At 71.1% G+C, this 23,175-nt stretch carries 26 protein-coding genes and 1 pseudogene; 15 read left to right on the top strand and 12 right to left on the bottom strand.

Translation table 11 applies throughout. The annotated features are described in order from the left end of the window. Window positions 1-83: 83 nt before the first annotated feature. A pseudogene (locus JOE61_RS20200) lies at window positions 84-496 on the bottom strand (transposase); the annotation flags it as partial. A gap of 122 nt (window positions 497-618) precedes the next feature. On the opposite strand from JOE61_RS20200, the gene JOE61_RS20195 reads away from it, so the two are divergent. From JOE61_RS20195 to JOE61_RS20185, 3 genes are read left to right on the top strand one after another with little or no spacing between them, the layout of a single operon-like run. Continuing rightward, window positions 619-1,674 (top strand): serine/arginine repetitive matrix protein 2, encoded by a 1,056-nt coding sequence (locus JOE61_RS20195; protein ID WP_193671141.1) that lies wholly within the window; start codon window positions 619-621, stop codon window positions 1,672-1,674. Beyond that, window positions 1,671-2,201, top strand: a complete 531-nt coding sequence (locus JOE61_RS20190; RefSeq protein ID WP_193671140.1) for a hypothetical protein — start codon at window positions 1,671-1,673, stop codon at window positions 2,199-2,201. The genes JOE61_RS20195 and JOE61_RS20190 overlap by 4 nt, the downstream gene beginning before the upstream one ends. Continuing rightward, window positions 2,198-3,961, top strand: coding sequence for a type IV secretory system conjugative DNA transfer family protein (locus JOE61_RS20185; protein ID WP_307823127.1), 1,764 nt, complete (start codon window positions 2,198-2,200; stop codon window positions 3,959-3,961). Before JOE61_RS20190 ends, JOE61_RS20185 begins: the two co-directional genes overlap by 4 nt. Here JOE61_RS20185 and JOE61_RS20180 read toward each other — a convergent pair. Next, window positions 3,958-4,968: an IS481 family transposase gene (locus JOE61_RS20180; RefSeq protein ID WP_204797323.1), complete on the bottom strand. Its 1,011-nt coding sequence runs from the start codon at window positions 4,966-4,968 to the stop codon at window positions 3,958-3,960. The two genes, JOE61_RS20185 and JOE61_RS20180, sit on opposite strands and share 4 nt — an antisense overlap. Window positions 4,969-5,092: 124 nt before the next feature. Next, on the bottom strand, window positions 5,093-5,527 hold the full coding sequence (locus tag JOE61_RS20175) for a hypothetical protein (protein ID WP_193670343.1): 435 nt from the start codon (window positions 5,525-5,527) through the stop codon (window positions 5,093-5,095). Between the two features lie 100 nt (window positions 5,528-5,627). Between JOE61_RS20175 and JOE61_RS20170 the strand changes: the two genes are divergently transcribed. The 6 genes from JOE61_RS20170 to JOE61_RS20145 all read left to right on the top strand — a co-directional run bounded on the left by JOE61_RS20170 (window position 5,628) and on the right by JOE61_RS20145 (window position 10,035). Continuing rightward, the gene (locus JOE61_RS20170; RefSeq protein ID WP_193670342.1) at window positions 5,628-6,059 is read left to right on the top strand and encodes a single-stranded DNA-binding protein; all 432 of its coding nucleotides are present in this window, start codon (window positions 5,628-5,630) and stop codon (window positions 6,057-6,059) included. A gap of 11 nt (window positions 6,060-6,070) precedes the next feature. After that, window positions 6,071-6,649: a hypothetical protein gene (locus JOE61_RS20165; RefSeq protein ID WP_193670341.1), complete on the top strand. Its 579-nt coding sequence runs from the start codon at window positions 6,071-6,073 to the stop codon at window positions 6,647-6,649. Between the two features lie 98 nt (window positions 6,650-6,747). Then, the gene (locus JOE61_RS20160; protein WP_227492126.1) at window positions 6,748-7,080 is read left to right on the top strand and encodes a hypothetical protein; all 333 of its coding nucleotides are present in this window, start codon (window positions 6,748-6,750) and stop codon (window positions 7,078-7,080) included. Continuing rightward, window positions 7,080-8,399 carry a hypothetical protein gene (locus JOE61_RS20155; protein WP_193670340.1) on the top strand — a complete coding sequence of 440 codons (1,320 nt, stop codon included), beginning with the start codon at window positions 7,080-7,082 and terminating at the stop codon, window positions 8,397-8,399. The genes JOE61_RS20160 and JOE61_RS20155 overlap by 1 nt, the downstream gene beginning before the upstream one ends. A 40-nt stretch (window positions 8,400-8,439) precedes the next feature. Further along, on the top strand, window positions 8,440-8,760 hold the full coding sequence (locus JOE61_RS20150) for a helix-turn-helix transcriptional regulator (RefSeq protein WP_227492125.1): 321 nt from the start codon (window positions 8,440-8,442) through the stop codon (window positions 8,758-8,760). A 30-nt stretch (window positions 8,761-8,790) separates the two neighbouring features. Beyond that, window positions 8,791-10,035 (top strand): tyrosine-type recombinase/integrase, encoded by a 1,245-nt coding sequence (locus JOE61_RS20145; protein ID WP_193670338.1) that lies wholly within the window; start codon window positions 8,791-8,793, stop codon window positions 10,033-10,035. A 184-nt stretch (window positions 10,036-10,219) separates the two neighbouring features. Here JOE61_RS20145 and JOE61_RS20140 read toward each other — a convergent pair whose 3' ends face one another. Both JOE61_RS20140 and JOE61_RS20135 read right to left on the bottom strand, forming a co-directional pair. Next, complete coding sequence (locus JOE61_RS20140; RefSeq protein WP_193670337.1) at window positions 10,220-11,407, bottom strand: class I SAM-dependent RNA methyltransferase; 1,188 nt, start codon at window positions 11,405-11,407, stop codon at window positions 10,220-10,222. Next, the gene (locus JOE61_RS20135) at window positions 11,404-13,446 is read right to left on the bottom strand and encodes an APC family permease (protein WP_193670336.1); all 2,043 of its coding nucleotides are present in this window, start codon (window positions 13,444-13,446) and stop codon (window positions 11,404-11,406) included. Before JOE61_RS20135 ends, JOE61_RS20140 begins: the two co-directional genes overlap by 4 nt. A gap of 73 nt (window positions 13,447-13,519) precedes the next feature. On the opposite strand from JOE61_RS20135, the gene JOE61_RS20130 reads away from it, so the two are divergent. Beyond that, window positions 13,520-14,167, top strand: coding sequence for a potassium channel family protein (locus JOE61_RS20130; protein ID WP_227492158.1), 648 nt, complete (start codon window positions 13,520-13,522; stop codon window positions 14,165-14,167). Next, window positions 14,167-14,838 (top strand): potassium channel family protein, encoded by a 672-nt coding sequence (locus JOE61_RS20125; protein WP_193670334.1) that lies wholly within the window; start codon window positions 14,167-14,169, stop codon window positions 14,836-14,838. The genes JOE61_RS20130 and JOE61_RS20125 overlap by 1 nt, the downstream gene beginning before the upstream one ends. Here JOE61_RS20125 and JOE61_RS20120 read toward each other — a convergent pair. From JOE61_RS20120 to dut, 4 genes are all read right to left on the bottom strand, one after another. Beyond that, window positions 14,835-15,560, bottom strand: a complete 726-nt coding sequence (locus JOE61_RS20120; protein WP_307823125.1) for a DUF3159 domain-containing protein — start codon at window positions 15,558-15,560, stop codon at window positions 14,835-14,837. The two genes, JOE61_RS20125 and JOE61_RS20120, sit on opposite strands and share 4 nt — an antisense overlap. Further along, window positions 15,557-15,919: an OB-fold nucleic acid binding domain-containing protein gene (locus JOE61_RS20115; RefSeq protein WP_193670333.1), complete on the bottom strand. Its 363-nt coding sequence runs from the start codon at window positions 15,917-15,919 to the stop codon at window positions 15,557-15,559. The genes JOE61_RS20120 and JOE61_RS20115 overlap by 4 nt, the downstream gene beginning before the upstream one ends. 6 nt (window positions 15,920-15,925) lie before the next feature. After that, window positions 15,926-16,630 carry a DUF3710 domain-containing protein gene (locus tag JOE61_RS20110; RefSeq protein ID WP_193670332.1) on the bottom strand — a complete coding sequence of 235 codons (705 nt, stop codon included), beginning with the start codon at window positions 16,628-16,630 and terminating at the stop codon, window positions 15,926-15,928. Between the two features lie 65 nt (window positions 16,631-16,695). After that, window positions 16,696-17,139, bottom strand: coding sequence for a dUTP diphosphatase (gene dut, locus JOE61_RS20105; protein ID WP_193670357.1), 444 nt, complete (start codon window positions 17,137-17,139; stop codon window positions 16,696-16,698). A gap of 108 nt (window positions 17,140-17,247) precedes the next feature. Between dut and JOE61_RS20100 the strand changes: the two genes are divergently transcribed. After that, window positions 17,248-17,733, top strand: coding sequence for a DUF3093 domain-containing protein (locus tag JOE61_RS20100; protein ID WP_193670331.1), 486 nt, complete (start codon window positions 17,248-17,250; stop codon window positions 17,731-17,733). A gap of 10 nt (window positions 17,734-17,743) precedes the next feature. After that, entirely contained in the window at window positions 17,744-18,037 is a 294-nt protein-coding gene (locus JOE61_RS20095; protein WP_193670330.1) for a DUF4235 domain-containing protein, read from the top strand. A gap of 70 nt (window positions 18,038-18,107) precedes the next feature. Here JOE61_RS20095 and JOE61_RS20090 read toward each other — a convergent pair whose 3' ends face one another. From JOE61_RS20090 to JOE61_RS20080, 3 genes are all read right to left on the bottom strand, one after another. Beyond that, window positions 18,108-18,398, bottom strand: a complete 291-nt coding sequence (locus JOE61_RS20090) for a DUF4193 domain-containing protein (RefSeq protein WP_193670329.1) — start codon at window positions 18,396-18,398, stop codon at window positions 18,108-18,110. Window positions 18,399-18,544: 146 nt separating this feature from the next. Further along, complete coding sequence (locus tag JOE61_RS20085; RefSeq protein ID WP_193670328.1) at window positions 18,545-19,375, bottom strand: inositol monophosphatase family protein; 831 nt, start codon at window positions 19,373-19,375, stop codon at window positions 18,545-18,547. Further along, window positions 19,372-20,496 carry a ferrochelatase gene (locus JOE61_RS20080; RefSeq protein WP_193670327.1) on the bottom strand — a complete coding sequence of 375 codons (1,125 nt, stop codon included), beginning with the start codon at window positions 20,494-20,496 and terminating at the stop codon, window positions 19,372-19,374. The genes JOE61_RS20085 and JOE61_RS20080 overlap by 4 nt, the downstream gene beginning before the upstream one ends. Window positions 20,497-20,577: 81 nt before the next feature. Here JOE61_RS20080 and JOE61_RS20075 point away from each other — a divergent pair, with 81 nt between their 5' ends. Both JOE61_RS20075 and JOE61_RS20070 read left to right on the top strand, forming a co-directional pair. After that, entirely contained in the window at window positions 20,578-21,768 is a 1,191-nt protein-coding gene (locus tag JOE61_RS20075) for an MFS transporter (RefSeq protein ID WP_193670326.1), read from the top strand. Between the two features lie 102 nt (window positions 21,769-21,870). Continuing rightward, a complete protein-coding gene (locus tag JOE61_RS20070; protein WP_193670325.1) occupies window positions 21,871-23,169 on the top strand; it encodes a D-arabinono-1,4-lactone oxidase in 1,299 nt (432 codons plus the stop codon). Window positions 23,170-23,175: the final 6 nt, after the last annotated feature.

Here is a 23,175-nt window from a genome sequence, read left to right as displayed (position 1 = left end):
ACCGGCCCCCAAGCCCGCTAACGAGCAGTCACCCCGACGGCCCCGGAACACGCCGCCGCTGGACCCCAGTAAGGCGAATATTCACAGATGGACTCGACTCCGAGTTTCCTGCCGCCCACGACGTCGTCGCGGTTGGCGTCGATGAACGCGACTACTTCTTGTGTTGGCGGTCGAGCTCCGCCCCGAAGAAACTGGCGGCCCTCTTCAAGATCTCGTTGGCCCGCTTCAGCTCGCGGTTCTCCTGTTCGAGCTCCTTGATCCGCTTCGCCTTGGCCGTGGTCACACCGGGTGCGTGGCCCTCGTCGATGTCAGCCTGCTTGACCCACTGACGGACCGACTCCACGCCATAGCCCAGCTGCGTCGCGACCCGCTGAACCGTTCCGTGCTCGGTTCCCAGCTCTGCTCGCAGCGTGCGGACCATCCGGACCGCTGCTGCCTTCTCATCCGGGGTGTATCGCCGCGTCTGCGGCTTCCCGGGCACCTGCTCCTTCGGCATGGCTCCATCCTCGTTTCCAAGGTCGGGAGCCTCCAAGAAACCCAGGGCGATTCATCGCACCGCGCGAGTTCGTGAACGTCGTCACCAGCACACCTGCCTGCCACCAAGGCAGGAGGAATCCGATGAGAGTCCAGACCCGAGACCTCGCCGCTCGTGAAGAGAAGCTCGAAACCCTGCAACAGAAGCTCACCGAGTCGGTCAGCGCGCTGGTCACCGGCGACGACTGGAAGCGCGCCCTGGAGTTCGCCGCGAAGTTCCGCTCGCGGTCCTTCAACAACACGATGCTGATCCACGTCCAGCACTACGCGGCGTTCCAGCAGGGGCGGGTGCCCGAGCCGGTGCCGACGTACGCCGCCGGCTTCCGCCAGTGGCTCAGCCTCAACCGAGCAGTGATGAAGGGCCAGTCGGGCTACGCGATCCTCGCGCCCGTTACCGCTCGGTTCGCTTCCTCGAATCCTGCCGACGCGGACTCGTGGCGACGTCTCGCCCGCGGCGAGAAGCCGGGCTTCGGCGACGCTGTCCGCTCCAAGCTGGTTGGCCTCAAGCCTGCACACGTCTGGGACATCTCCCAGACCGACGGTGAGCCGATCCCCGAGACGCCGCGCCCCGCCTTGCTCCAAGGCCAGGCACCGGATGGCCTGTGGGACGGCCTTGCCGACCAGATCAGCCGGCACGGGTTCGAGCTGCGTCTCGTCTCGGATGCGAGGTCGATTGGTGGCGCCAACGGATTGACCGACTACATGACCCGCGAGGTGTCGGTGCGGATGGACATGGACGACGCCGCCCAGGTCAAGACGCTGGCCCACGAGCTGGGGCACGTCATGCTCCACGGACCTGACAATGCCGACGCCGCCATGCACCGTGGCATCGCCGAGGTCGAAGCCGAGTCCGTCGCCCTCATGGTCGGCGCGGCGCACGGGCTGGCGACCGACGACTACACGATCCCGTACGTCGCCTCCTGGGCGTCGAGCGTGCCGGGCAAGACGCCCGTCGAGGTCGTGCAGTCCACCGCCGAGCGTGTGCGGGGTTCGGCGGTCACGATCCTCGACAAGCTCGACACCCCGCAGGTCGGCGACGGCAACCCGCCCGGACTCGACCGCGAAGCGCTCGCTGCTGGGCGTGGGGCAGCACGAGTGCAAACGGTCGCTCAGCGGCAGGTGGAGACGATCGGGCTATGAGCATGATCAACGCTGCCGCCCCGTACCGGCGCGACGACCGCCAAGCGGTCCGCGTCCCCGTGGTCATGCCGCTGGTCGAGGTCGACGTCGACGAGAAGGGCTTCCTGACCGTCAAGCTCGACCACGAGCCCTACTCCGCCGACGGATCGCTCACCCGCGACGACCTCCAGCGAATACTCGACGAGATCGCCGCCGACCTGGGGACCGCCGTGCGGGTCGAGGTCCACGAAGCCGACGGGAACACCTTCACCGACATCGTCACTCCTGCCCGTCCACGCCTGCGGATGGTCAAGCCTTTGCGCGAGGCGGCGACCACGGTCGGCGAGGTGACCGGCGGCGGCTTCCTGCCCAACGAGGAAGTCGCTGTCGCCGTGGTGGTCGCCAACCAGGTCGCCAGCACCGACGGCACCGCGCGACTGCGCCTACCGCCGGCGCTGCTCGAAGCTCACCCGGGCCTGGTGGTGTTCATGGGTAAGCGGTCCGGCACCGTCATGGTCAGCGCGAGTGCCGATGGGGGTGCGGCGTGAACCCTCGCGGGCAGGGAGTCGACGACGAGCTGGTCAACCTCGGCCTCATCCTCATCGCCGCCGTCGGCCTGATGGCGGCGATCCTGCGACTTGCTGGGTCTGCCGCCGCGTGGGTGTCAGGCGCCTCGCAACCGTCTGGCGGCTGGGAGGTCGGCTTTCGAGTTCTCACCCACCCCAGCGACCCATCCACCGCGCTCGGTGCCGACGGACTCGCAGCTTGGGTCTACTGGCTCGTGCTGCTGCTCATGGTCTCGGCGGTCATCGCCAGCACCCTCGTGCTGTGGCGACGGATCGGCTCGATGAGGCACACGACGTCGCATGATCCCCGCCGACTTGCAGGGGTCGCCACTGGACGCGACGTACGAGCGGTTGCATCGGATAAGGCGCTGCTTGCGCGTGGCCGGACGCTGCGACCGTCCCTCGACAAGCCGGAGCCCTCCGACGTCGGCTACCTCCTCGGGCGCTCGCGGGGTCAGGGCGTCTGGGCGTCGGTCGAGGACTCGATCCTGGTGCTGGGACCGCCCCGCTCGGGCAAGGGCCTCCACGTCGTCATCAGCGCGATCCTCGACGCCCCCGGCGCGGTAATCACCACCGCCACCCGACCCGACAACATCGCAGCCACCCTCACCGCTCGCCAGGAGCGAGGACCGGTCGCGGTCTTCGACCCTCAACGGCTTGCCGAGGGTCTACCGGCCGGCCTTCGCTGGTCACCCGTGCGCGGTTGCGAAGACCCACTCACCGCGATGATCCGAGCCACCGGCCTGGCGTCCGCAACCGGCTTGTCGACCGGCGGGGTCGAGTCCGGCGGCTTCTGGGAAGGCAAGACCCGCACAGCCCTCCAGGCGCTGCTCCATGCGGCTGCCCTCGACAATCGCAGTCCCCGCGAGCTGTTCGGGTGGACGCTGTCGCCGTCTGCGGCGGCCGACGCGGTGGCGATCTTGTCGAGCAACCACAAGGCTGCACCCGGCTGGGCCGACTCGTTGGAGTCGATGATCCACTCCGACCCCCGCACCCGAGACTCGATCTGGATGGGCGTCTCCCTCGCCCTAACCTGCCTCGCCGACCCACGAGTCCTCGACGCCGTGTCCCCGAACCCCGGCGAGCACTTCGACCCCGTCGACTTCCTCACCAGCAACGGCACCCTCTACCTCCTCGCCACCGGCGCAGGAGCTGGCGCCTCCTGGTCACTCGTCGCAGCCTTCATCGAGGATCTCGTCGAGACCGCCCGCCACCTCGCCGCCGCATCACCCGGCGCACGCATGGACCCACCGCTACTCCTGGCATTCGACGAGATCGGCAACCTCTCGCCGCTGCCGTCCCTGCCGGTCCTCATGGCCGAGGGCGGCGGCACCGGGATCACCACGATGCCCGTGCTCCAGTCCCTCTCCCAGGCCCGGGACAAGTGGGGCGACCACGCGGCCGGCGCCATCTGGGACGCCTCCATCGTCAAAGTCGTCCTCGGCGGCACTTCGTCGGCGAAGGACCTCCAAGACCTCTCCGCCCTGATCGGCGAGCGCGACGAGAAGACCGACACCGTCTCCGTCGGCGACTACGGCTCCCGGTCGCTCCAACGCTCCGTGCGACGAGTGCCGGTGTTGCCGCCAGAGGTGATTCGCACCCTGCCATTCGGCACCGCTCTCGTACTGCTCCGCAGCGCCCCGCCGCTGGTCACCGACCTACGTCCTTGGACGGCTCGCAAGGAAGCCGAGCGGCTCCGCGATCAACGAACCCAGGTCGAAGCGGCACTCCGCCGCCGCTAGGTGTGATGCCCAGCCAGGTTGTCCAACCTGGTGATGGGGGCTGCCTTCCCGATTGCTGAGTGGGGCCGGTGGTGGTTGTACTCGTGGATCCATCCTGGCAGAGCCGCGAGGCGGGCTGATTCGGAGTTGTAGAACTTCTTGAAGGCCCAGCCCTCGGCCAGGGTCCGGTGGAAGCGTTCGATCTTCCCGTTCGTCTGGGGTCGGTAGGGCCGGGTCTTCTTAGGTGTGATGCCGAGTTCGGTGCAGGTGTCGCGCCACAGGTGCGATCGGTAGCAGCTGCCGTTGTCGGAGAGCACTCGCCGGACGGTGACGCCGCGCTGAGCGAACCAAGCAGTCGCGTTCTTGAGGACCTGGGTTGCGGTCTCCTTGGTCTCGTCGTCGTGGGCCTCGACGTAGGCCACGCGGGAGTGGTCATCGATCACGGTGTGCAGGTAGCAGGTTCCGATCAACGGGTTGTGCCACTTGTTCTTGGCCGCGCCGGTGCGCTCCACGGTCGCCGAACGGTTCTTGCCGCCTTGCTGACGCCCCACGTAGCGCCATCCGCCACCGTCAGGGACCCGGCCCAGCTTCTTGACGTCGACGTGGATCAGGTCGCCGGGCCGTTCGTGCTCGTAGCGCCGGATGGGCTCACCGGTGGCGCGGTCGATGTGGGTGAGTCGGTTGATGCGGCACCGGACCAAGACTGCGTGCACGGTCGAGGCCGGCATGCCCAGCTTGTCGCCGATCGCGATGGGGCCGAGGCGTTGCTTCCAGCGCAGGTGCACGATCTTGCGTACCACCGGGGTCGATGTCCGGTTCGGCTGATGACGTGGGGCCGAGGACCGGTCGTGCATGCCGTCCGGGCCTTCGGCTCGGTATCGCTCGGCCCACTTCTTCGCGGTGCGCCAGGAGACGTCGTAGCGCTCGGCCGCGCGAGCGGGCGGCCAACCGTGCTCGACGACCAGGCGTGCGAGTCGGAGCCGGGCGCGAGGGGTCAGGGCAGCATTGGCATGGGTAGCGTGGGACACGAAGGCCTCCTTGGTGGCGGAGCGGTTTCTAGACAGCTCCACTCCACACCGGGGAGGCCTTCGTCCATCTACATGTCAGACCGTGTCGTAGCAGGATCTCGACCAACGTGCCTGGGCATCACAGCTAGGAAAGCAGTCTGGCGACCGCATCCAGGTCGCGGTCGTGACTGCGAACGATCTTGCCGCGCTTGTTCTCGAAGGCTTCCAGGGAGATCACCACCAGCCTGAGGCCGTGCTGAGGAATGAGCTGACGGCGCCGCTCGTCATACAGCGCTCGCTGTTCACCGCGAGGCACGCCCGAGACCGTGATCCTGTCGGGCTTGTCGAAGAACGCGACCGCCTCGGTGTGCTGCCGCTCGTAGAACTCGACAACGAGGCTGCGACTGGGCCAGTAGGCATCCACCGGAAGTGCGGTTGCTCTCCCAGTTTTCGGAGACGGGTCACCAAGAAGCCACGGGAACCTGTGTTGGCGTAGGCCCGCCTCTCCCAACGCCTCGTCACAAAGATCGACGACGTAGAACTCGTCGCTCTGTGCGCGGCCACGACCACTGCTCTTCATCGGCAACGAGCGTAACCATCCAGGCAGATCGTCGCCGCTGCACACCTGACTCCTGAGAGCGGATGCCATCCGGGCACCGCCCGACGTCAGGAGTCAGACGATGACGATTCCCACTCAGATGAGCCTTCACGGGTTCATCGCGACAGCGCCGGAGCTCACGTTCACCGGCAAGGGTCACGCCCGGTTCTTCTGCCGGGTCGGCATCGAGCAGCACCGCAAGGAGGTCGACGGGTCGTTCACCAAGCTCGACCCCGTCTTCTGCGACCTGGTCCTGTTCGACCGCGCGGCCGAGCGGGCCTACCCGCGGTTCAAGCCCGGCGACCAGATCGTCGCTTCCGGCTACATCCACGAGTACGAGCAGGAGCGACCCGGCGGTCCCAGCGAGATCCGCGAGCAATTCGTCGCCCGCCGGATCGGACACGACTGCGCCCGCACCCGCTACGTCGTGGACCGCAACCCTGCCAAGCAGCCCGATCCTCCGACCAACGAGATGAACGTGGTCAACGAGCCGGCCCACGCCGTCAGCTTCTGAAGGCCACCGTGATGAGCACCGACGTCGAATCCGACCAGCAGACGCTGGAGATCGAGGGCGGCGACTCGTTCGAGGAGTTCGGCGGTCCCGACGCTGTCTTCGGGACCGCCGACTTCGACGATGAGCGCCCGCTGCGCCCGATCAACTGGAACCTCCTCACGGCGGACGAGGCATTCGATGAGTGGCACGACCTCGACGCGTGGGTGGACTGGCTGCGGCACACCTACGGCCTGCCGCCGACGGTGATCCCACCGCTGTGGCATCGCCACGACGAGCTGATCTGGGAACTCTCTGCACTCCACACCCACTGGCTCAACGCCTACGACCCCGACGGCTCGCCGTCAGCACCTCTCGCCTGGCATCGAGACTTCGCCGAGGCCCGAAACCGGCTACGCGAGTGGGTGTCCCTGTGCGGCACGCGGCTGGACCGTGACCGGCCGACCCGGCAGACCGCGTGGCCCGGAGAAGCCCCGCACGAGCCCGCGCCGGAGGTCGAGATCGTCGACCGACGAGCCGACTTCAACGCGTTCGTCGCCGAGGACCTCGCCGTCCGCAGAGCGATCGAAGACGCGGTTCGCTTCGCTGCGTAGCCGCGCACCCGATAGACAGCGGGACTTTCCATCGGCTTGTCCACAGACAGGACTACGCGCTCTCGGCGTCCTCGATCGACCACTCCACGGTCGAAGACATGCCGACCATCTCCCGCCCCCGAGAGGACTCCCCCATGCTGCTCGCCCACGCGGTCACCCTCGCCGAGGCCCGCTCCTACGTCGCCGCCCTGGCCGACGCCGCGCTCACGACCGATGCGTCGATCGAGTACGACCGCGTGCTGCTCCAGATCGACTTCATCCACGGCGACTACATCCCTGGCATCAGCCCGGTCCCGGTCACCAACCGCGACGTGCTCTTCGAGGTCGCCGAGTCGGCCATCGAGGACCTCGTCAGGCACGGCATCGACTCCCTGACCGTCGAGCTCGTCCTCGACATGCTGTGGGCCGCCCGAGAACTGGATGCGCCCTGATGTACGGCGAGACCAGCGGGATGCTCCGCGATGCGCTGAGTGAACTGCTGCGGCAGCACCGCATCCAGCACCGCATCGGCGGCGCCGGCGTGCACACGGTCCCCGAGACCACGACTCCCGATGAGCGGAAATTGATCGGTGAGCAGATCGCGCGCTACCGCTACGCCGTACTCGTCTGGAGCCATCAGGCGATGCGTGCCGCCAACCCGCACATCAACCTCGAAGGCAGCACCGGCCGCACCCGTGGCCCTGCCGGGGAGCTGCGCTATCGCCTGGAAGCCACTCTCGGCGCGATCGAGGTCGACCTGCCGACGATGGACGCGCTGGTCACCGAGCAGCCGTTCGCGCTCGTCGACACCTGGCGTCAGGCGGCTCGTGCTTGCGTGCTCGGCGAGCACGACTTCGCCAACGGCGTCGGGTACGGCCGTCTGTCCGAAGCCCAGTGCCTGACCGTCATCAAGGACGCCGCCGACGTGGTGCGTGCGGTCGTCAGCCTCGACCGTCGCTACGCCAACATCCCCGGCTGGCAGGCACTCAAGGAGCCGGGCCGCCTTGGACGTGCGGCCGAGTCGTGCGTGACATGGGCGGGATACGGCGAGCCGGACTACACCGTCGACCTTCGCGGATGGAGGCCCGAACCAACGCTGATTGAAGGACCCGAGCTGCCCGGCATCACCGGCGTACTCCAGGCCCAGCACAACCTGCTCATCCACCTCGGGACGTTCCCCACCGCCCACAACCTGCGCGTCGTGCTCGACTCCCAACGCATCGTCTCGCATGAAGCAGCCCGCCGACTCCAAACCGTCGACCCGACCGTCGCGGTCCGGTGGGAGCGACGTGCTGAGAGCTACGGGCGACTCGTCCACGAGACCCGTGACCTCGGCGGGATGGTCGGGAACGGCGGACCCGCCGCCGGCCAAGGCTCCGTTGCCGCCGTCCGCATGGAGAAACTCGGCCGAGACGGACTTGCCGATCCCCCGCAGAACCGTCGGCTCCAGCGGATCAGCGCGGGCATCGACGACCGGATGTGCAACGTCATCGAGCACGGCGTCGCCCAGCGCCTCTACTTCCAGCGCATCAACGTCCCCGGACTCGACGACCACAACGGCGAACTCGTCCGCGTCACCCGGCGGACGTTCGTGCCCATCACCACGCCCGTGCAGACCGAGCTGCTCGCAATCGTGCGCAGCGACCTGCGGCCCACACCTATCCAACGAAAGGCGCCGAAAGGCGCAGCGCAAAGCCGTCTCGACTTCGAGGCCGCGTTGCACCACCGGCCACCACCGAGAGGAGCGAGCCCTGATGTCCCGTCGATCTGACACCCCATCCAGCGCGAGCAGCGGCGACAAGGAAAGGCCCTTGGCCCTCGTCGTCCCGCTTCCCCAAGACCCCTTCCTCAACACCGAGGACGCCTGTGGCTATCTCGGCGTCCCGAAGGCCACGCTCCTGACCTGGCGGGTCCGTCGACCCGGCTATGGCCCACGCGCAGTGAAGGCGGGCGGCAGGCTCAAGTACCGCCTGTCCGAGCTCGACCGGTGGCTCCGGGACCACGAGGAGTCGTTCGGACTCGGCGACGACGACGAAGGCGCAGACTCCGCCTCGGAGGGCGGCCGGCAGGTTCGGAGCCGCAGCCGCGCAAGCCGGGTGCGGGGTGGAGCCTTCCGAACAGCGCAGCCCTGACGGAGATCAGGTACACGAAAGGAACCAGAAATGGCCCGACAGAAGTTGGTGGTCGGCACCTACGGCGACATCAACTGCACCCAGCGTGCCAACGGGACGTGGCTGGCTCGTGCCCGCTACTGCGATGTCGACGGCGTCGTCCGCGAGTACCGCAAGAGCGGCGAAACGAAGAACAAGGCACGGGCCAACCTCAAGGCATTCTTCGTCGAGCACACCGGCACGTTCGGGGATGGCGCCATCGCTCCCGACGACACGGTCCAGGAACTGCTCGACCTCTGGTTCACCAAGATGGAAAGGGCCGACGGCGGTCCCAACTCGGAGACCCTGGACCGTTACCGCTATCACCTGCGTTGGGTGCTCGACAGCGACAAGACCGAGCACCCTCTGGGGGCCTACCAGCTGCGGCACGTTCGGCCCGTGATCATCCAGGCGGCCCTGGACAGCGCCGGGGTCTCAGCGGACATGCGCAAGCGGATTCGCAGCGTCCTGGTGCGGGCCTTCAACTTGGCGGTCTTCCACGAGGCGCTAAACGGCAACCCGGCAACAGCCGTCCCTTCTGTCCCTGTGCCGAAGGTCAAGAAGAAGCCGGTAGCGGTCGAGGACCTCGACGCTGTGCGTGCGGCCATCCGTGAGTGGGCGAACGCCGAGCGGCGCAATGGCCCCAAGAGTGTCGACCTCCCGGACATCGTCGACATGCTCATCGCCACCGGTATGCGGATCGGCGAACTGCTCGCCCTGCGCTGGTCCGACATCGAGTTGACCGCCCCTCCCGCGCGCCGCGACGACGAGACCTGGTTCCCGTGGCTCATGGTCAACGGCCAGATCACCTCCAAGGGCAAGCGGGTCGACTACGGCAAAACCCACGCCGCGATCCGCCCCATCGCACTCCCCGACTGGGCCGTTGCCATCCTGCGCCGACGCAAGCTGGAGCAGCCACCGAACGACATCGACGCAGTCTTCGCCAGCCGCAACGGAACCTGGCACTTCCCCGGCAACATCCAGAGCCGGCTGTGGCACATCCGCCAGCTCGACGAGTACGCCGACATCGCCGCGCTCAGCGACGTCTCGCCCCACTCCTTCCGCCGGACAGTGGCAACCGAGATCGACGAGGTCTACGACGCCGACGCCGCCAAGGATCAGCTCGGCCACACGTCCAAGACGGTCACCGAACGGCACTACATCAACCGCCGGCTCGTGGTGCCGGACTACCGCGCCGCGACGGAGCGGCTTGCTCCTCGGACTGAGCCCGCCGACGATCCCGAAGTTGGGCTCTGAGAGCCCTCAGACCCCCGGAACGGCCCCGTGAGCCCTCTTTGCACTACGCGTCGGTCTACGGGCCGTTTCTCGCGTTCTCGGGGGTCTCCAGGCCCGGCATCTGAACCGGTCTCAAACTCAAAGTGCGCCCAAAGTGCGCCCTAAGCCCCGATTTTCGAGGCCTGCGCCAACACCCCGACTTGCATCACCGCAGGTCAGAGCCGGTTTTCGTCAGCAACGCGACGCATTCGACGTGGTGCGTCATCGGGAAGAGGTCGAAGGCGCGCAGCGCCTTCAGCTCGTAGCCCCGCTCGGCCAGCAGGGCCAGGTCGCGGGCGAGTGCCGCGGGGTCGCAGGCCACGTAGGCGATCCGACGCGGCGAGCGGGCGACGACGGCGTCGACGACGGCCCGCTTGGCACCCTCGCGGGGCGGGTCGAGGACCACCAGGTCGAACGGCTCGTCGTACGCCGACGCCAGCACCTCGGCCACGTCGCCGCAGGCGGTCTCGACACGGGCCGGTGCGCCGGCCAGGTTGGTGCGCGCGTGCAGGCTCGCGGTGCGGTCGCCCTCGACCGCCACGACCTGCCCCTCGGGGCCGACCGCGTCGGCGAGGAAGCGCGCGAAGAGCCCGACGCCGGCGTACAGGTCGAGGACCCGCTCCCCCGCCTGTGGCTCGAGCATCTCCAGGACCGTCGTCACCAGGGTGGCCGGCGCGCCGGGGTGCACCTGCCAGAAGCCGTCGGCGGCCACGGCGAACCGGTGCTCCCCCGCACCGGTGGCGACCTGCTCCTCGAGCGAGCCGGGGGCCGGCTCACGGGCGTCGGGGTGGGCGATGCGGCAGTCGTCGACCTCGACGGTCGCGCGCGAGCGGTGCTTGCGCATCCCCCGCCGCCCGTCACCAAGGTCGACGTAGGAGACCCGGGTGCGCCAGCGCAGCCCGGCGAGCTGCTCGGGCAGGTCACCGGCGACCGGCTCGACCTCCACGTCGCTGTCGATCCTGGCCAGGCGCGAGAGCTGCTCCCGCACGACCGCGGTCTTGAGAGCACGCTGGTGCGGCAGCGAGACGTGCTGGAAGTCGCAGCCTCCGCACAGACCCGGCCCCGCGAACGGGCACGGCGGGACCACGCGCTCCGGCGAGGCCTCGAGCACCTCGACGGCGTCGGCCCGCCAGAACTTGTCGCCGTCGGTGCCCTCGGTGACCTGCAGGACCACCCGCTCGCCCGGCACGGCATGGCGCACGAACACCACGCGCAGCGGCGCGTCGGGGGCGCTGCTCGTGGGCACGCGGGCCACGCAGTGCCCACCGTGGGCGACCGGGCCGACCTCGACCTCGAAGCGCTCCCCGACGCGGGACCGACCGCGCTGACGGCGCGCGCGGGGGTGCCGGCTCACCGGTCCCGCCCCCGCCGACCGCGCGGGTCGACGCGCCCGCTGCGCAGGTCGCCGGGACGGACGCGGAACTCGTCGCGCTCCTCGCGCTCGCGGGCGATCTGCGAGGACCGCAGCTGGTAGGGCACCGAGGTGACCATGACCCCCGGGGTGAACAGCAGACGACCCTTGAGCCGCAGCGCGGTCTGGTTGTGCAGCAGCTGCTCCCACCACCGGCCCACGACGTACTCGGGGATGTAGACGGCCACCACGCCACGCGGGTTGGCCCGGCGGATCTCGGTGGCGTACTCGACGATGGGGCGCACCAGCTCGCGGTAGGGCGAGTGCAGCACCTTGAGCGGCACGTCCATGCGCCGCTCGTCCCACTCCTCCATCAGGCGCGCGGTGGCCCGCGCGTCGGTGGCGACGTAGACGCCCTCGAGGGTGTTGGGCCTGCTGGCCTGGGCGAAGGCCAACGCGCGCAGCGTCGGCTTGTGGAGCTTGGAGACCAGCACGATGGCGTGCACCCGGGTCGGCAGGACCCGGTCCTCCTCGTCGGCGGCCAGCTCGTCGGAGACCCGCTCGTAGTGCCCGTGGATGGCGCGCATCAGGACGTAGAAGGTGCCCATCGCCAGGATGGTGATCCAGGCGCCGGCGAGGAACTTGGTGATGAGCACGATCACGAGGACCACGGCGGTGAAGGACAGGCCGGTGGCGTTGATGACCCGCGAGCGCTGCATCCGCCCGCGCACCGCCGGGTCGTGCTCGCCCTGCAGCTCCCGGGTCCAGTGCCGGATCATGCCCAGCTGCGAGAGGTTGAAGGAGACGAAGACGCCCACGATGTAGAGCTGGATGAGGCGGGTCGGCTCGGCGTCGAAGATCCAGATCAGGGCGATCGCCATCGCGGCGAGGAAGACGATGCCGTTGGAGTAGGCCAGGCGGTCGCCGCGCGAGCCGAGCGCCCGCGGGGCCAGGCCGTCCTGGGCCAGGATCGAGCCGAGCACCGGGAAGCCGTTGAAGGCGGTGTTGGCGGCCAGCACCAGGATCACGCCGGTGACGGTCACGGTCAGGTAGAAGCCCGGGGGGAAGCCGGTGAAGACCGACTCGGCGATCTGCGAGATCACGGTGTGCTGGTCGTAGTCGGCGGGCACCGGCCCGCCACCGCGCGAGAGCCGGTCGAACTCGTCGGGGTCGACCAGCCGCACCCCGATCTCGCGGGCCAGCACGATGACGCTGATCATCATCGCGATCGCGATCGCGCCCAGCAGCGCCAGGGTGGTGGCCGCGTTGCGGCTCTTGGGCCGCCGGAAGGCGGGCACCCCGTTGGAGATCGCCTCGACGCCGGTCAGCGCCGCGGCGCCGGAGGAGAAGGCCCGCGCGAGCAGGAACATCAGCCCGATCGTGGTCAGCGGCTCCTCGAAGCCGGTGGCCGGGGTGATGGTGATGTCGGCGCTCTCGGCGGGGCGCAGGTCGCCGCTCCACCACTGCCAGGCGCCCCAGCCCACCATGGCCGCCATCGCCACCATGAAGGCATAGGTCGGCACCGCGAAGAACGCCCCCGACTCACGGATGCCGCGCAGGTTCATCGCCATCAGCAGCACCACCAGCGCGGCGGCGAAGCTGGCCTCGTGGCCGCTGAGCGCCGGCACCGCGGAGGCGGCGTACTGCGCGCCGGCCGAGATCGAGACGGCCACCGTGAGCACGTAGTCGACCAGCAGCGCGCTGGCCACCGTGGTGCCGGCGGTGACGCCGAGGTTGACCTTGGCCACCTCGTAGTCGCCGCCGCCCGAGGGGTAGGCGTGCACGGTCTGGCGGTAGGAGGCGATCACCGCCGCCATCACCACCGCGACCGCCAGGGCGACCTTCCACGACCACACGTAGGCCGAGGCCCCCGCCAGGGAGAGCATGATGAAGACCTCGTCGGGCGCGTAGGCCACCGAGGACAGCGCGTCGGAGGCGAAGACCGGCAGCGCGATGCGCTTGGGGAGCAACGTCTCGCCCAGCTGGGAGCTGCGCAGCTTGCGCCCCAGCAGGATGCGTTTGGAGACGTCTCCGACACTCACGAGCCGGAAGGCTACGGCACCGGCGCCGCTCGAGCGGCGTTGCGGCTACCGTGGCCCCGTGCACGTTGTGATCATGGGCTGCGGCCGGGTGGGTTCGACCCTGGCCAACAGCCTCGAGGACCGGAACCACACGGTGTCGATCATCGACAGCGAACCCGATGCGTTCCGACGCCTGGGGCCCGCCTTCAACGGCGACAAGGTCGCCGGCATCGGCTTCGACCAGGAGGTCCTGGAGAAGGCCGGCATCCGCCGCGCCGACGCGTTCGCCGCGGTCTCCAGCGGCGACAACTCCAACATCATCGCCGCCCGGGTGGCGCGTGAGACCTTCGGCATCCAGCAGGTCGTGGCGCGCATCTACGACCCGGGCCGTGCCGAGGTCTACCAGCGCCTGGGCATCACCACCGTGGCCACCGTGAAGTGGACCGCCGACCAGGTGCTGCGCCGGATCCTCCCCGCGGGCGCCGAGCCCGACTTCCGCGACCCCAGCGGCACCATCCGCGTCGACCACATCACGGTGCCCGAGATCTGGATCGGCAGCCGCACCATCGACCTGCAGGTCCAGACCCGCAGCCGGATCGCCTGGATCGACCGCCTGGGCGAGGGCATGCTGCCGGTGCGCGAGACCGTCCTGCAGGAGGGCGACATGCTGCACCTGGTGATCCGCGAGGAGAACGCCGCCCACACCTACGAGCGGCTCGACAACGGCCCGGAGGAGAACTGATGCGCGTCGCCATCGCCGGAGCCGGCGCCGTGGGCCGCTCCATCGCCCGCGAGCTGATCACCAACGGCCACGAAGTGCTGCTGATCGACAAGAACGCGGGCTCGATCAAGCCCGAGCGCGTGCCCGGAGCCGAGTGGCTGCTGGCCGACTGCTGCGAGATGTCCTCGCTGACCGAGGCGCGCCTGGAGCGCTGCGACGTGCTGATCTCGGCCACCGGCGACGACAAGGCCAACCTGGTCGCCTCGCTGCTGGCCAAGACCGAGTTCGGGGTGCCGCGCACCGTGGGTCGCGTCAACCACCCCAACAACGAGTGGCTCTTCAGCGAGGCCTGGGGCGTCGACGTCAACGTCTCGACCCCGCGCATCATGTCGGCGCTGGTCGAGGAGGCCGTCACCGTCGGCGACCTGGTGCGCCTGTTCACCTTCCGCCAGGGCAAGGCCAACCTGGTCGAGATGACGCTGCCCGCCGACTCGCCGTACGTCGGCAAGCCCAGCGGCCTGATCCCGCTGCCCGACAACTGCGCGCTGGTCACCATCCTGCGCGACGGGCAGGTCTACGTGCCGAGCGCCGAGCAGCCGGTGGAGTCGGGCGACGAGCTGCTGCTCGTCGTGCCGGCCGAGAAGGAGGACGAGCTCGAGCGGCTGCTGGCACCCTCCACCCACGGCGGCTAGGTCGACTGCGGGGTCTGCTGGTCGGCGGCCCGGCCACGCTCGACAGGGGTGTGGTTGCGACCGAGCACCCACATCATCGCCGCCAGCGCGGCCAGCTGCAGGGGCCAGCCCAGCACGATCTTGAGCACCCCGAGCACCGCGATCGCGGTCTCGGCGGCGATCGCCTCCGACCAGCCGCCCAGCCAGATCGGGCCCTGCACCACGACGCGCAGCACGCAGGGCGCCGCGAGCAGCCAGGTCAGGGTGCTGGTCAGGCGCACCACCTGCCTGTCGGAGTGCCAGGCGGTCGCGTCGCCGGTCACGCTCCCGACCATGAAGCCGACCAGCGGCCAGCCGATGAGCACGGTCAGGACGAGCAGCACGGCGTACCCGCCGTTGTAGAGGATGCCGGGCAGGAAGTAGGCCAGCGCCTGCTCGTCCTCGCTGCCGCCGCGGCGGGCTGCGAGAGTGACGAAGAACCAGCCGATGCCGATGCCGAAGAGCGCGTTGAGGGCGAACTGGACCGTCGAGCGCTGCACCAGGCGCACCGCGAGCGCCAGCACCGCCGCGGCGACGCTGACGACCAGCGCGACCTGCAGCTGCTTGGTGGAGAGCCACACGACGGTGAAGAGCAGCGTCGGCACCGCCGCCTCGACCATGCCCCGGCGCCCGCCGAGCGCCTTGGCCAGCTGGCTGCGCACGACCGACTCGACGGTCTCGACGTCCGGGGTGGGGGCGTTCACGGGATCAGCTCGTATCGGGGGTTGTAGATGACGCGCACGCCGTCCTGGGTGCCGATGCGGCCCTCCACCGACATCGCCACGCCCGGGTTGATGCCGGCGATGCGGCGCCGGCCCAGCCACACGACGGTGATCGAGCCCGAGCCGTCGAAGAGCTCGGCCTCCAGCGCCGGTACGCCGCCGCGCGGGCGCAGCGTGACGGTGCGCAGCCTGCCGCGCAGGCGCACCCGCGAGCGGTCGGTCACGTCGGCGATGCAGTCGGTGCCCGGCTCGGTGTAGGTGCGGCGCAGGTCGCGCGCCTCCTGGTCGGAGCTGTTGGCCCACCGGCTGATGCTGCGCCGCAGGCGGCTCTTGTCGGGCATCGGTCCTCAGTCGTGGTCGTGGCCGAAGTGCGGGTGGTCGGTGGAGCGGCCCCGGTCGTCCTTGGTGCCGGGGGCCACGGCCGGGCCGACCCGGCGCGCACCCTCGGGCAGCACCAGGTCGAGGGCCTCGCCGACGGGCATCGCGCCCTGGCCGCGCTCGACGCCGACCTGGGTCAGCGCGCTGAGCCACGGCTCGGCGACGTCGCTGCCGCGGGCGGGCGCACCGATCAGGGTGGCGCGCAGCATCCAGCGGTTGCCGTTGACGCCCAGGATGCGCGAGAGCTGCTTGCCGGTGCGCCCGTCGGGCATCGTGCGGGTCAGCTCGCAGAGCAGCTCGGTGCCGTAGCGGCCCTCCTGCTCGGTGGCGGTGCCGCCGCGCTGGACCATGTCGGCCGCGATCTGCGGGCGCACGTCGCCCCACAGGTCGCCGCCGCGCGGGGCGGCGAAGGCGCGCAGCTCGATCGCACCGTCGGCGCCGGCGAGCAGCACGGCCTGGATCTCCTCGGTGGCCTCGTCGACCTGCAGCCGCAGCTCGAGCCCCTCGGGCACCACGACGAGCAGCGAGCCCAGGTCGATGCGCTGCAGGCCCTCGGGCAGCTCGGGGAGGTCGGCCGCGTCGAAGGGACCCTCCGGCGCCGCCGCCGGCGTCTCCTGCGCAGCCTCGGCTGCCCCGGCGGACTCGGTGGCGTCGGACTTGCGGCGGAACTTCACTGGCGGGGCTCCTCGAGGGTGGTCGGTGCTGTGCTGTGGTGTGGCTGGCTGGGCGGGTGGCTGCCTCAGGTCGAGGCGAACCCACCTGTAGAACCGTAGCCCCCGGCGCCCCGGGGCGACGAAGGCAGCGCCTCGACCTCGACGAAGCGCGCACGCTCGACGCGCTGCAGCACCAGCTGGGCCACCCGGTCCCCGCGGCGCAGCTCGACCGGCTCGCGGGGGTCGAGGTTGACCAGCAGCACCTTGACCTCGCCGCGGTAGCCCGCGTCGACGGTGCCGGGGCTGTTGACGATGGAGACGCCGTGGCGCGCGGCGAGGCCGGAGCGCGGGTGCACCAGCGCGACGTACCCGGTCGGGAGCGCGAGCGCGATGCCCGTCGGCACCAGGGCCCGCTCGCCCGGCTCGAGGCGCACGTCGACGGTGGTCAGCAGGTCGGCGCCGGCGTCGCCGGGGTGCGCGTACGCCGGCAGCGGCAGGTCGGCGTCGAGGCGGACCACCTGGACGGGCAGCTCGTGCGGGTCGGGGGCCTGGCCTGCGGGTGGGGGTACGGGTGCGGGGTCGCTCACGCACGGGACCCTAGGTCATCGCCCTCGGCGCCCGGGTGGGAGAATCGGGCCGTGGACGCGACCCCGACCTACCGCGAGCGACTCTCGGTGCCGCTGCGCTGGTGGGTGCAGGGCACGATGCTGGTGGCCAGCCTGTGGCTGGCCGTGATCGTGGCGGTGCCCGAGGCGCTGGCCTGGGCGATCACCGGCGTGGCCGTGGCGCTGCTGGCCGCGCTGCTGCTGGGCTACGGCTCCCCGGTGATCAGCGTCGCCGACGGCGTGCTGCGCGCCGGCCGGGCCCGCATCGAGGTGCGGCACCTGGGCGCGGTGCAGGCCCTCGACGCCGAGGGGGCCCGCCGCGCGGCCGGGGTCGAGGCCGACGCCCGCGCCTACCTGCTGCTGCGTCCCTACCGCAAGCGCGCGGTGCGCGTCGAGGTCAGCGACCCCGCCGACCCCACGCCCTACTGGCTGATGAGCAGCCGGCGCCCCGACGACCTCGCCGAGGTCCTGCGCACGTCCTCCGCCCGGGTGGCCCCGCCCTCCGGCAGCACTGGGTAGGGTCGCGCCCATGGCATCCGGTGGTGGCTCCAAGGTCTGGTCTCTCATGTCGCTCGGCTCCTCGGTGGGCGCGGCGGTCGCGGCCCGCAAGGCGCTCGAGGCGTCCTGGAAGACGGCGGCGCGGCGCAAGCCCCCCGCCAACCCGGCCGACCCCGACGTCGACGTCTGGGAGGCGGTGACCTGGGCGCTGGCCACCGGCGCCGTCGCCTCGCTGGCCCGGATGCTGGCCCAGCGCCGGGCGGCGGAGTACTACACCCGCTCCACCGGCCACCTGCCCCCGCCGCTGCAGAAGGACGGTCAGTAGGCGCTCGACCCCGCACGCCGAAGGCCCGGCCCCCACGGGGGACCGGGCCTTCGTGGCGTGGTGCGGCTGCTCAGACGCAGTCGCGGCAGATGAGCTTCTTCTCGTCGGCCAGCTGCGAGCGGTGGTGCACCAGGAAGCAGCTCATGCAGGTGAACTCGTCCTCCTGCTTGGGCTTCACCTCGACCGCCAGCTCCTCGTGCGACAGGTCGGCGCCGGGGAGCTCGAAGGACTCAGCGGCCTCGGTCTCGTCCTCGTCGACCTTGCCGGAGTTCTTGTCGTGGCGGCGAGCCTTGAGCTCCTCGATGCTCTCCTCGGACTGGTCTTCCTCGTTCTTGCGCGGTGCGTCGTAGTCGGTGGCCATCGTCGCCTCACTCCCCTCGTCGTCTCGTGTGCGTGATGCCTGGGTGGCGCCTCGTGTGTGTCGTCGGCGCCAGATTGTGCACCATGGCCGTCGACAGCGACACACCGGTCACGCAGACGCCCCATGAACAGCGTGTGGTGCCCGGGTTATTCCCCGGCCGTGTAGCCGGCCTCCACCACCAGGGCGCGCAGCTCCTCGAAGCTCTCCGCGGGCGCGCAGAGCAGCAGGTCGCGCCCGCTCGCCCCGGTCGTCAGCTCGGTCCGCGCGCCCGCCGCCCGCGCCACCAGGGCGCCCGCGGCGTGGTCCCACAGGTGCACGCCCTCCTCGACGTAGGCGTCGACGGTGCCCTCGGCCACGCCGCAAAGGTCGAGCGCGCAGGAGCCGAGCCGGCGTACGTCGCGCACCCGGGGCAGCAGGTGCACCAGCGAGCGCGCCTGGCGCTCGCGCACGTCGGCGTCGTAGGAGAAGCCGGTGGCCACGAGCATCTGCGACAGCGGTGCGGCCGGGCGTACGCCGACCGGTCGCCCGTCGCGGGTCGCGACCGGTCCGTGGGGCCCGAGGTGGGCGGCGTACTCGACGCCGGTCGCGGCGTTGAGCACCACCCCGGCCACCACCTCGGGCCCGCCGGCGCCCTCGACCTCGGCGGCGATCGACACGGCGTACTGCGGGAGGCCGTAGAGGAAGTTGACGGTGCCGTCGACCGGGTCGACGATCCAGCGCACCCCCGAGGTGCCGGCGACGTCGTCGCCCTCCTCGCCGAGCACGGCGTCGTCGGGACGGGCCTGCAGCAGCAGCCGCCGGATCAGCGCCTCGCTGGCCCGGTCGGTCTCGGTGACGACGTCGACCGGGCTGGTCTTGGTGTCGGCCACGGCGACGTCGCCGGCGCGGTGCTCGCGCACCAGGGCGCCCGCCGCGCGCGCCACGTCGAGGGCGAGGTCGCGCAGGGCCTCGGCGTCCACGGCCGCGGGCACGCTCACGCCCCGCGGCCGCACAGGGCCGGGCGCTCGGCGCGCGGGTTGGCGCAGCAGCCCACCGGGCAGGCGTCCCACATCGGCCCGGTGTCGCCGACCGCGGCGCGGGCGACCTCCTCGCCGCGCTCGACGGTGGCCCGCTCGACCAGCAGGTCGCGCACGGTGGCCACGAACCGCGCGTCGATGCCGGCGGTGGCGGCGCGACGCACCGGCAGCCCGATCCGCTCGGCGGTCTCGACGGCCTCGGTGTCGAGGTCGTAGATGACCTCCATGTGGTCGGAGACGAAGCCCACCGGCACCATCACCACCGCCGGCACGCCCCGGTCGCGCAGCGCCTCCAGGTGGTCGTTGATGTCGGGCTCGAGCCACGGCACGTGCGGGGAGCCGCTGCGCGAGCAGAAGACCAGGTCGTGCTCGTGCAGGGTGCCGGTCTCGGCAGCCACCCGCTCGGTGACCACGCGGGCCACGTCGCGGTGCTGGGCAACGTAGGCGCCGCCGCCCTCGTAGCTGACCTCCGGGTCGCCGCTGTTCTCGTTCATCGCGGTCGGGATCGAGTGCGTCACGAAGACCAGGCGCGCCCCGGCCCGCACGTCGTCGGGCAGGTCGGCCAGCGCGGCCAGCGTCGCGTCGACGTTGGGCTCCACGAACCCCGGGTGGTTGAAGTAGTGGCGAAGCTTGTCGAGCCGCACCGGCGAGCCCTCGACCCCGCCGGGCAGTGCGTCGACGGCGTCGTAGAGGTTCTCGCGGTACTGCCGGCACGACGACCACGACGAGTAGGCGCTGGTCACGAAGCAGGCCGCGCGCGTGACGCCGTCGTCGGCCATCTGCTGCAGCGTCTCGGCGAGGTAGGGGTCCCAGTTGCGGTTGCCCCAGTAGACCGGCAGGTCGATGTCGTGCTCGGCGAGGTCGGCCTCGATCGCGGCCTTGAGCTCGCGGCACTGGTCGTTGATCGGCGAGCGCCCGCCGAAGAGGTGGTAGTGCTTGCCCACCTCCTCCAGCCGCTCGCGTGGGATCCCCCGGCCACGGGTCACGTTCTCGAGGAACGGCACCACGTCGTCGGGCCCCTCCGGACCGCCGAAGGAGACCAGCAGGAGCGCGTCGTAGGGGTGCACGTCAGGAGTCGCCATGGCGCCATCGTAGGGAGGGGGTCCTTCACCCCTGGTGAGGGATTCGCCGGGGGCTGAGGAGCGGGCTTACGCTCCGCTCGGATGTTCACGTCGTACGCCCGCGTGCTGGGTCGTCCCGGTGCCCTGCGGTTCAGCCTCACCGGGATGTTCGCGCGCCTGCCGATCAGCATGGTCGGGCTGGGCATCGTGCTGCTGGTCGAGGCCTCCACCGGCTCCTACGGGCTGGCCGGGGCCGTGTCGGCGGCGTACATGCTGGCCAACGCGCTGCTGGCCATCGCCCAGGGCCGGCTCGTCGACCGGCTCGGGCAGGCCCGCGTGCTGGCCGCCGCCAGCGTCGTCTTCGGGCTGGCGCTGACCACGCTGATCTGGTCGGTGCAGGCCGGCTGGCCCGTGGCGGCGACGTACGCCGCTGCCGCGCTGGCCGGCGCCAGCCTGCCCCAGATCGGCTCGTGCGTGCGGGCGCGCTGGTCGCACGTGCTCGACGCGCCGGCCGACGTGCAGACCGCCTTCGCGCTCGAGGCCGTCGTCGACGAGGCGTGCTTCATCCTGGGCCCGATCCTGGTCACGGTGCTCGCCACGACCGTGCACCCGGTGGCCGGGCTCGGCTCGGCGATGGTCTTCGGCACCCTCGGCGGGCTGCTCTTCGCCTCCCAGCGCGGCACGGAGCCCCCGCCCCAGCCGCACGACCGCCACACCGGGCCGCGCCCGCCGCTGCCGTGGCGCACGCTGGTGCCGCTGGCGGCCGTCTCAGCCATGCTCGGGGTGCTCTTCGGCGCCGCCGAGGTCACCACCATCGCGTTCGCCGACGAGCAGGGCAGCCGCGCCTGGGCGGGCCCGCTGCTGGCGCTGTGGGCGCTGGGCAGCCTGGTCGCCGGCGTGGTGTCGGGGGCGATGATCTGGCGGGCCGGGCCCGCCACGCGGCTGAAGTGGGGCGCGTTCGCGATGGCGGCGGCGATGGCGCCGCTGCCGCTGGTCGGGTCGGTGCCGGTGATGGGCCTGGTGCTGCTCGTCGGCGGCGCGGCGATCGCTCCGACCATGATCGCCACGATGTCGCTGACGGAGGCCACGATGCCGCGCAGCCGGCTCACCGAGGGCATGTCGGTGGTGCAGACGGGCCTGGTGGCCGGCGTCGCGCCGGGCGCGACGCTGTCGGGGCTGGTCGTCGACGCCGCGGGCGCCTCGACGGCCTACCTGGTGCCCCTGGGTGCCGGGCTGCTGGCGGTGCTCGCGGCGCAGACCATCACTTCCGGTGCGGGTCGCGCAGGATCCTGATCCCCGCCCAGGCGGCCAGCGGCACGAGCACGAGCAGGGCGAGCACGGTCCATAACGTCATCCGCCCATGGTGTCATCGCACGAGGCGCTAGCGTCCCACCCATGTGGCGCAACTGGTCGGGCACCGAGTCGGCACACCCGGTCCGGGTGGCCGAGCCCCGCGGCACCGACGACGTGCTCGCCCTGGTGCGGCGCGCCCGCGAGGAGCGCACGACGCTGAAGATGGTCGGCACCGGCCACAGCTTCACCGGCATCGCCGCCCCCGAGCACACGATGCTCTCGCCCGGCGCGATGAGCGGGGTGCTGGGCGTCGACCGCGACGCGATGACGGTGACCGCGCTGGCCGGCACCCCGCTGCACGTGCTCAACGCCACGCTCGAGGGGCTGGGCCTGAGCCTGCACAACATGGGCGACATCGCCGAGCAGACCCTGGCCGGCGCGGTCTCGACCGGCACCCACGGCACCGGCGGGGTCGCCGCAGGCCTGGCCGCCCAGGTGGTGGGCCTGGAGATGGTCACCGGCGCCGGCGAGGTGCTGCGCGCCGACGCCGAGCAGCACCCCGACGTGCTGGCCGTGGCCCGGCTGGGCCTCGGGGCGCTCGGCGTGCTGACCACGCTGACCTTCGCCGTCGAGCCGCTCTTCGTGCTCGAGGCCCACGAGCGGCCCCTGGGCTGGGACGAGGCGTTGGATTCCTTCGACGACCTGGTCGCGGCCCACCACCACGTCGACCTCTACTGGTTCCCGCACACCGACCGGGTGCAGGCCAAGTGCAACGACCGGCTCGACGCGCCCCTGGCCGAGGCCCGCCCGCTCCCCCGCTGGCGGCACCGGCTCGACGACGACCTGCTGCAGAACACCGTCTTCGGTGCCCTGACCGCTGCCACGGCACGGGTGCCCGCCGCGGTGCCGCCGCTCAACCGGCTCAGCTCGGCGCTGCTCTCCGAGCGCACCTACAGCGACGTGCCGCACCGGGTCTTCACCGCCCGGCGCTCGGTGGTCTTCCGCGAGATGGAGTACGCCGTGCCGCGCGAGGCCGGGGTGGCGGCGCTGCGCGAGGCGCGGGCGGCCATCGAGGCCTCCGGGCTGCGGATCAGCTTCCCGGTGGAGGTCCGGGTCGCGCCCGCCGACGACGTGCCGCTCTCGACCGCGGCCGGGCGCGACACGACGTACCTGGCCTTCCACACCCACCGCTCGGTGCCGCACGAGGAGTACTTCGCGCTCCTCGAGCCGATCCTGCGCGCCCACGACGGCCGACCGCACTGGGGCAAGCTGCACACCCGCACCGCCGCCGACCTCGCCCCGGCCTACCCCCGCTTCGAGGAGTTCCTGGCGGTGCGCGAGCGCCTCGACCCCGACCGGGTGCTCACCAACGCCTACCTGCGGCGGGTGCTGGGCGACTGATCCGCC

The organism is Nocardioides salarius, assembly GCF_016907435.1.
GTDB lineage: Bacteria > Actinomycetota > Actinomycetes > Propionibacteriales > Nocardioidaceae > Nocardioides > Nocardioides salarius.
The sequence above is the reverse complement of the archived record's forward strand: the minus strand, read 5'-3'. Positions and strand labels throughout refer to the sequence as shown.

Bases quoted from the DNA above. Each gene is read 5' to 3' on its own strand.
- JOE61_RS20155 (WP_193670340.1), top strand. From the start codon at position 7,080: ATGTACGGCGAGACCAGCGGGATGCTCCGCGATGCGCTGAGTGAACTG.
- JOE61_RS20095 (WP_193670330.1), top strand. From the start codon at position 17,744: ATGGCATCCGGTGGTGGCTCCAAGGTCTGGTCTCTCATGTCGCTCGGC.
- JOE61_RS20070 (WP_193670325.1), top strand. From the start codon at position 21,871: ATGTGGCGCAACTGGTCGGGCACCGAGTCGGCACACCCGGTCCGGGTG.
- JOE61_RS20190 (WP_193671140.1), top strand. From the start codon at position 1,671: ATGAGCATGATCAACGCTGCCGCCCCGTACCGGCGCGACGACCGCCAA.
- JOE61_RS20160 (WP_227492126.1), top strand. From the start codon at position 6,748: ATGCCGACCATCTCCCGCCCCCGAGAGGACTCCCCCATGCTGCTCGCC.
- JOE61_RS20170 (WP_193670342.1), top strand. From the start codon at position 5,628: ATGACGATTCCCACTCAGATGAGCCTTCACGGGTTCATCGCGACAGCG.
- JOE61_RS20080 (WP_193670327.1), bottom strand. From the start codon at position 20,496: ATGGCGACTCCTGACGTGCACCCCTACGACGCGCTCCTGCTGGTCTCC.
- JOE61_RS20175 (WP_193670343.1), bottom strand. From the start codon at position 5,527: ATGAAGAGCAGTGGTCGTGGCCGCGCACAGAGCGACGAGTTCTACGTC.
- JOE61_RS20075 (WP_193670326.1), top strand. From the start codon at position 20,578: ATGTTCACGTCGTACGCCCGCGTGCTGGGTCGTCCCGGTGCCCTGCGG.
- JOE61_RS20125 (WP_193670334.1), top strand. From the start codon at position 14,167: ATGCGCGTCGCCATCGCCGGAGCCGGCGCCGTGGGCCGCTCCATCGCC.
- JOE61_RS20195 (WP_193671141.1), top strand. From the start codon at position 619: ATGAGAGTCCAGACCCGAGACCTCGCCGCTCGTGAAGAGAAGCTCGAA.
- JOE61_RS20115 (WP_193670333.1), bottom strand. From the start codon at position 15,919: ATGCCCGACAAGAGCCGCCTGCGGCGCAGCATCAGCCGGTGGGCCAAC.
- JOE61_RS20145 (WP_193670338.1), top strand. From the start codon at position 8,791: ATGGCCCGACAGAAGTTGGTGGTCGGCACCTACGGCGACATCAACTGC.
- JOE61_RS20165 (WP_193670341.1), top strand. From the start codon at position 6,071: ATGAGCACCGACGTCGAATCCGACCAGCAGACGCTGGAGATCGAGGGC.
- JOE61_RS20130 (WP_227492158.1), top strand. From the start codon at position 13,520: ATGGGCTGCGGCCGGGTGGGTTCGACCCTGGCCAACAGCCTCGAGGAC.
- JOE61_RS20090 (WP_193670329.1), bottom strand. From the start codon at position 18,398: ATGGCCACCGACTACGACGCACCGCGCAAGAACGAGGAAGACCAGTCC.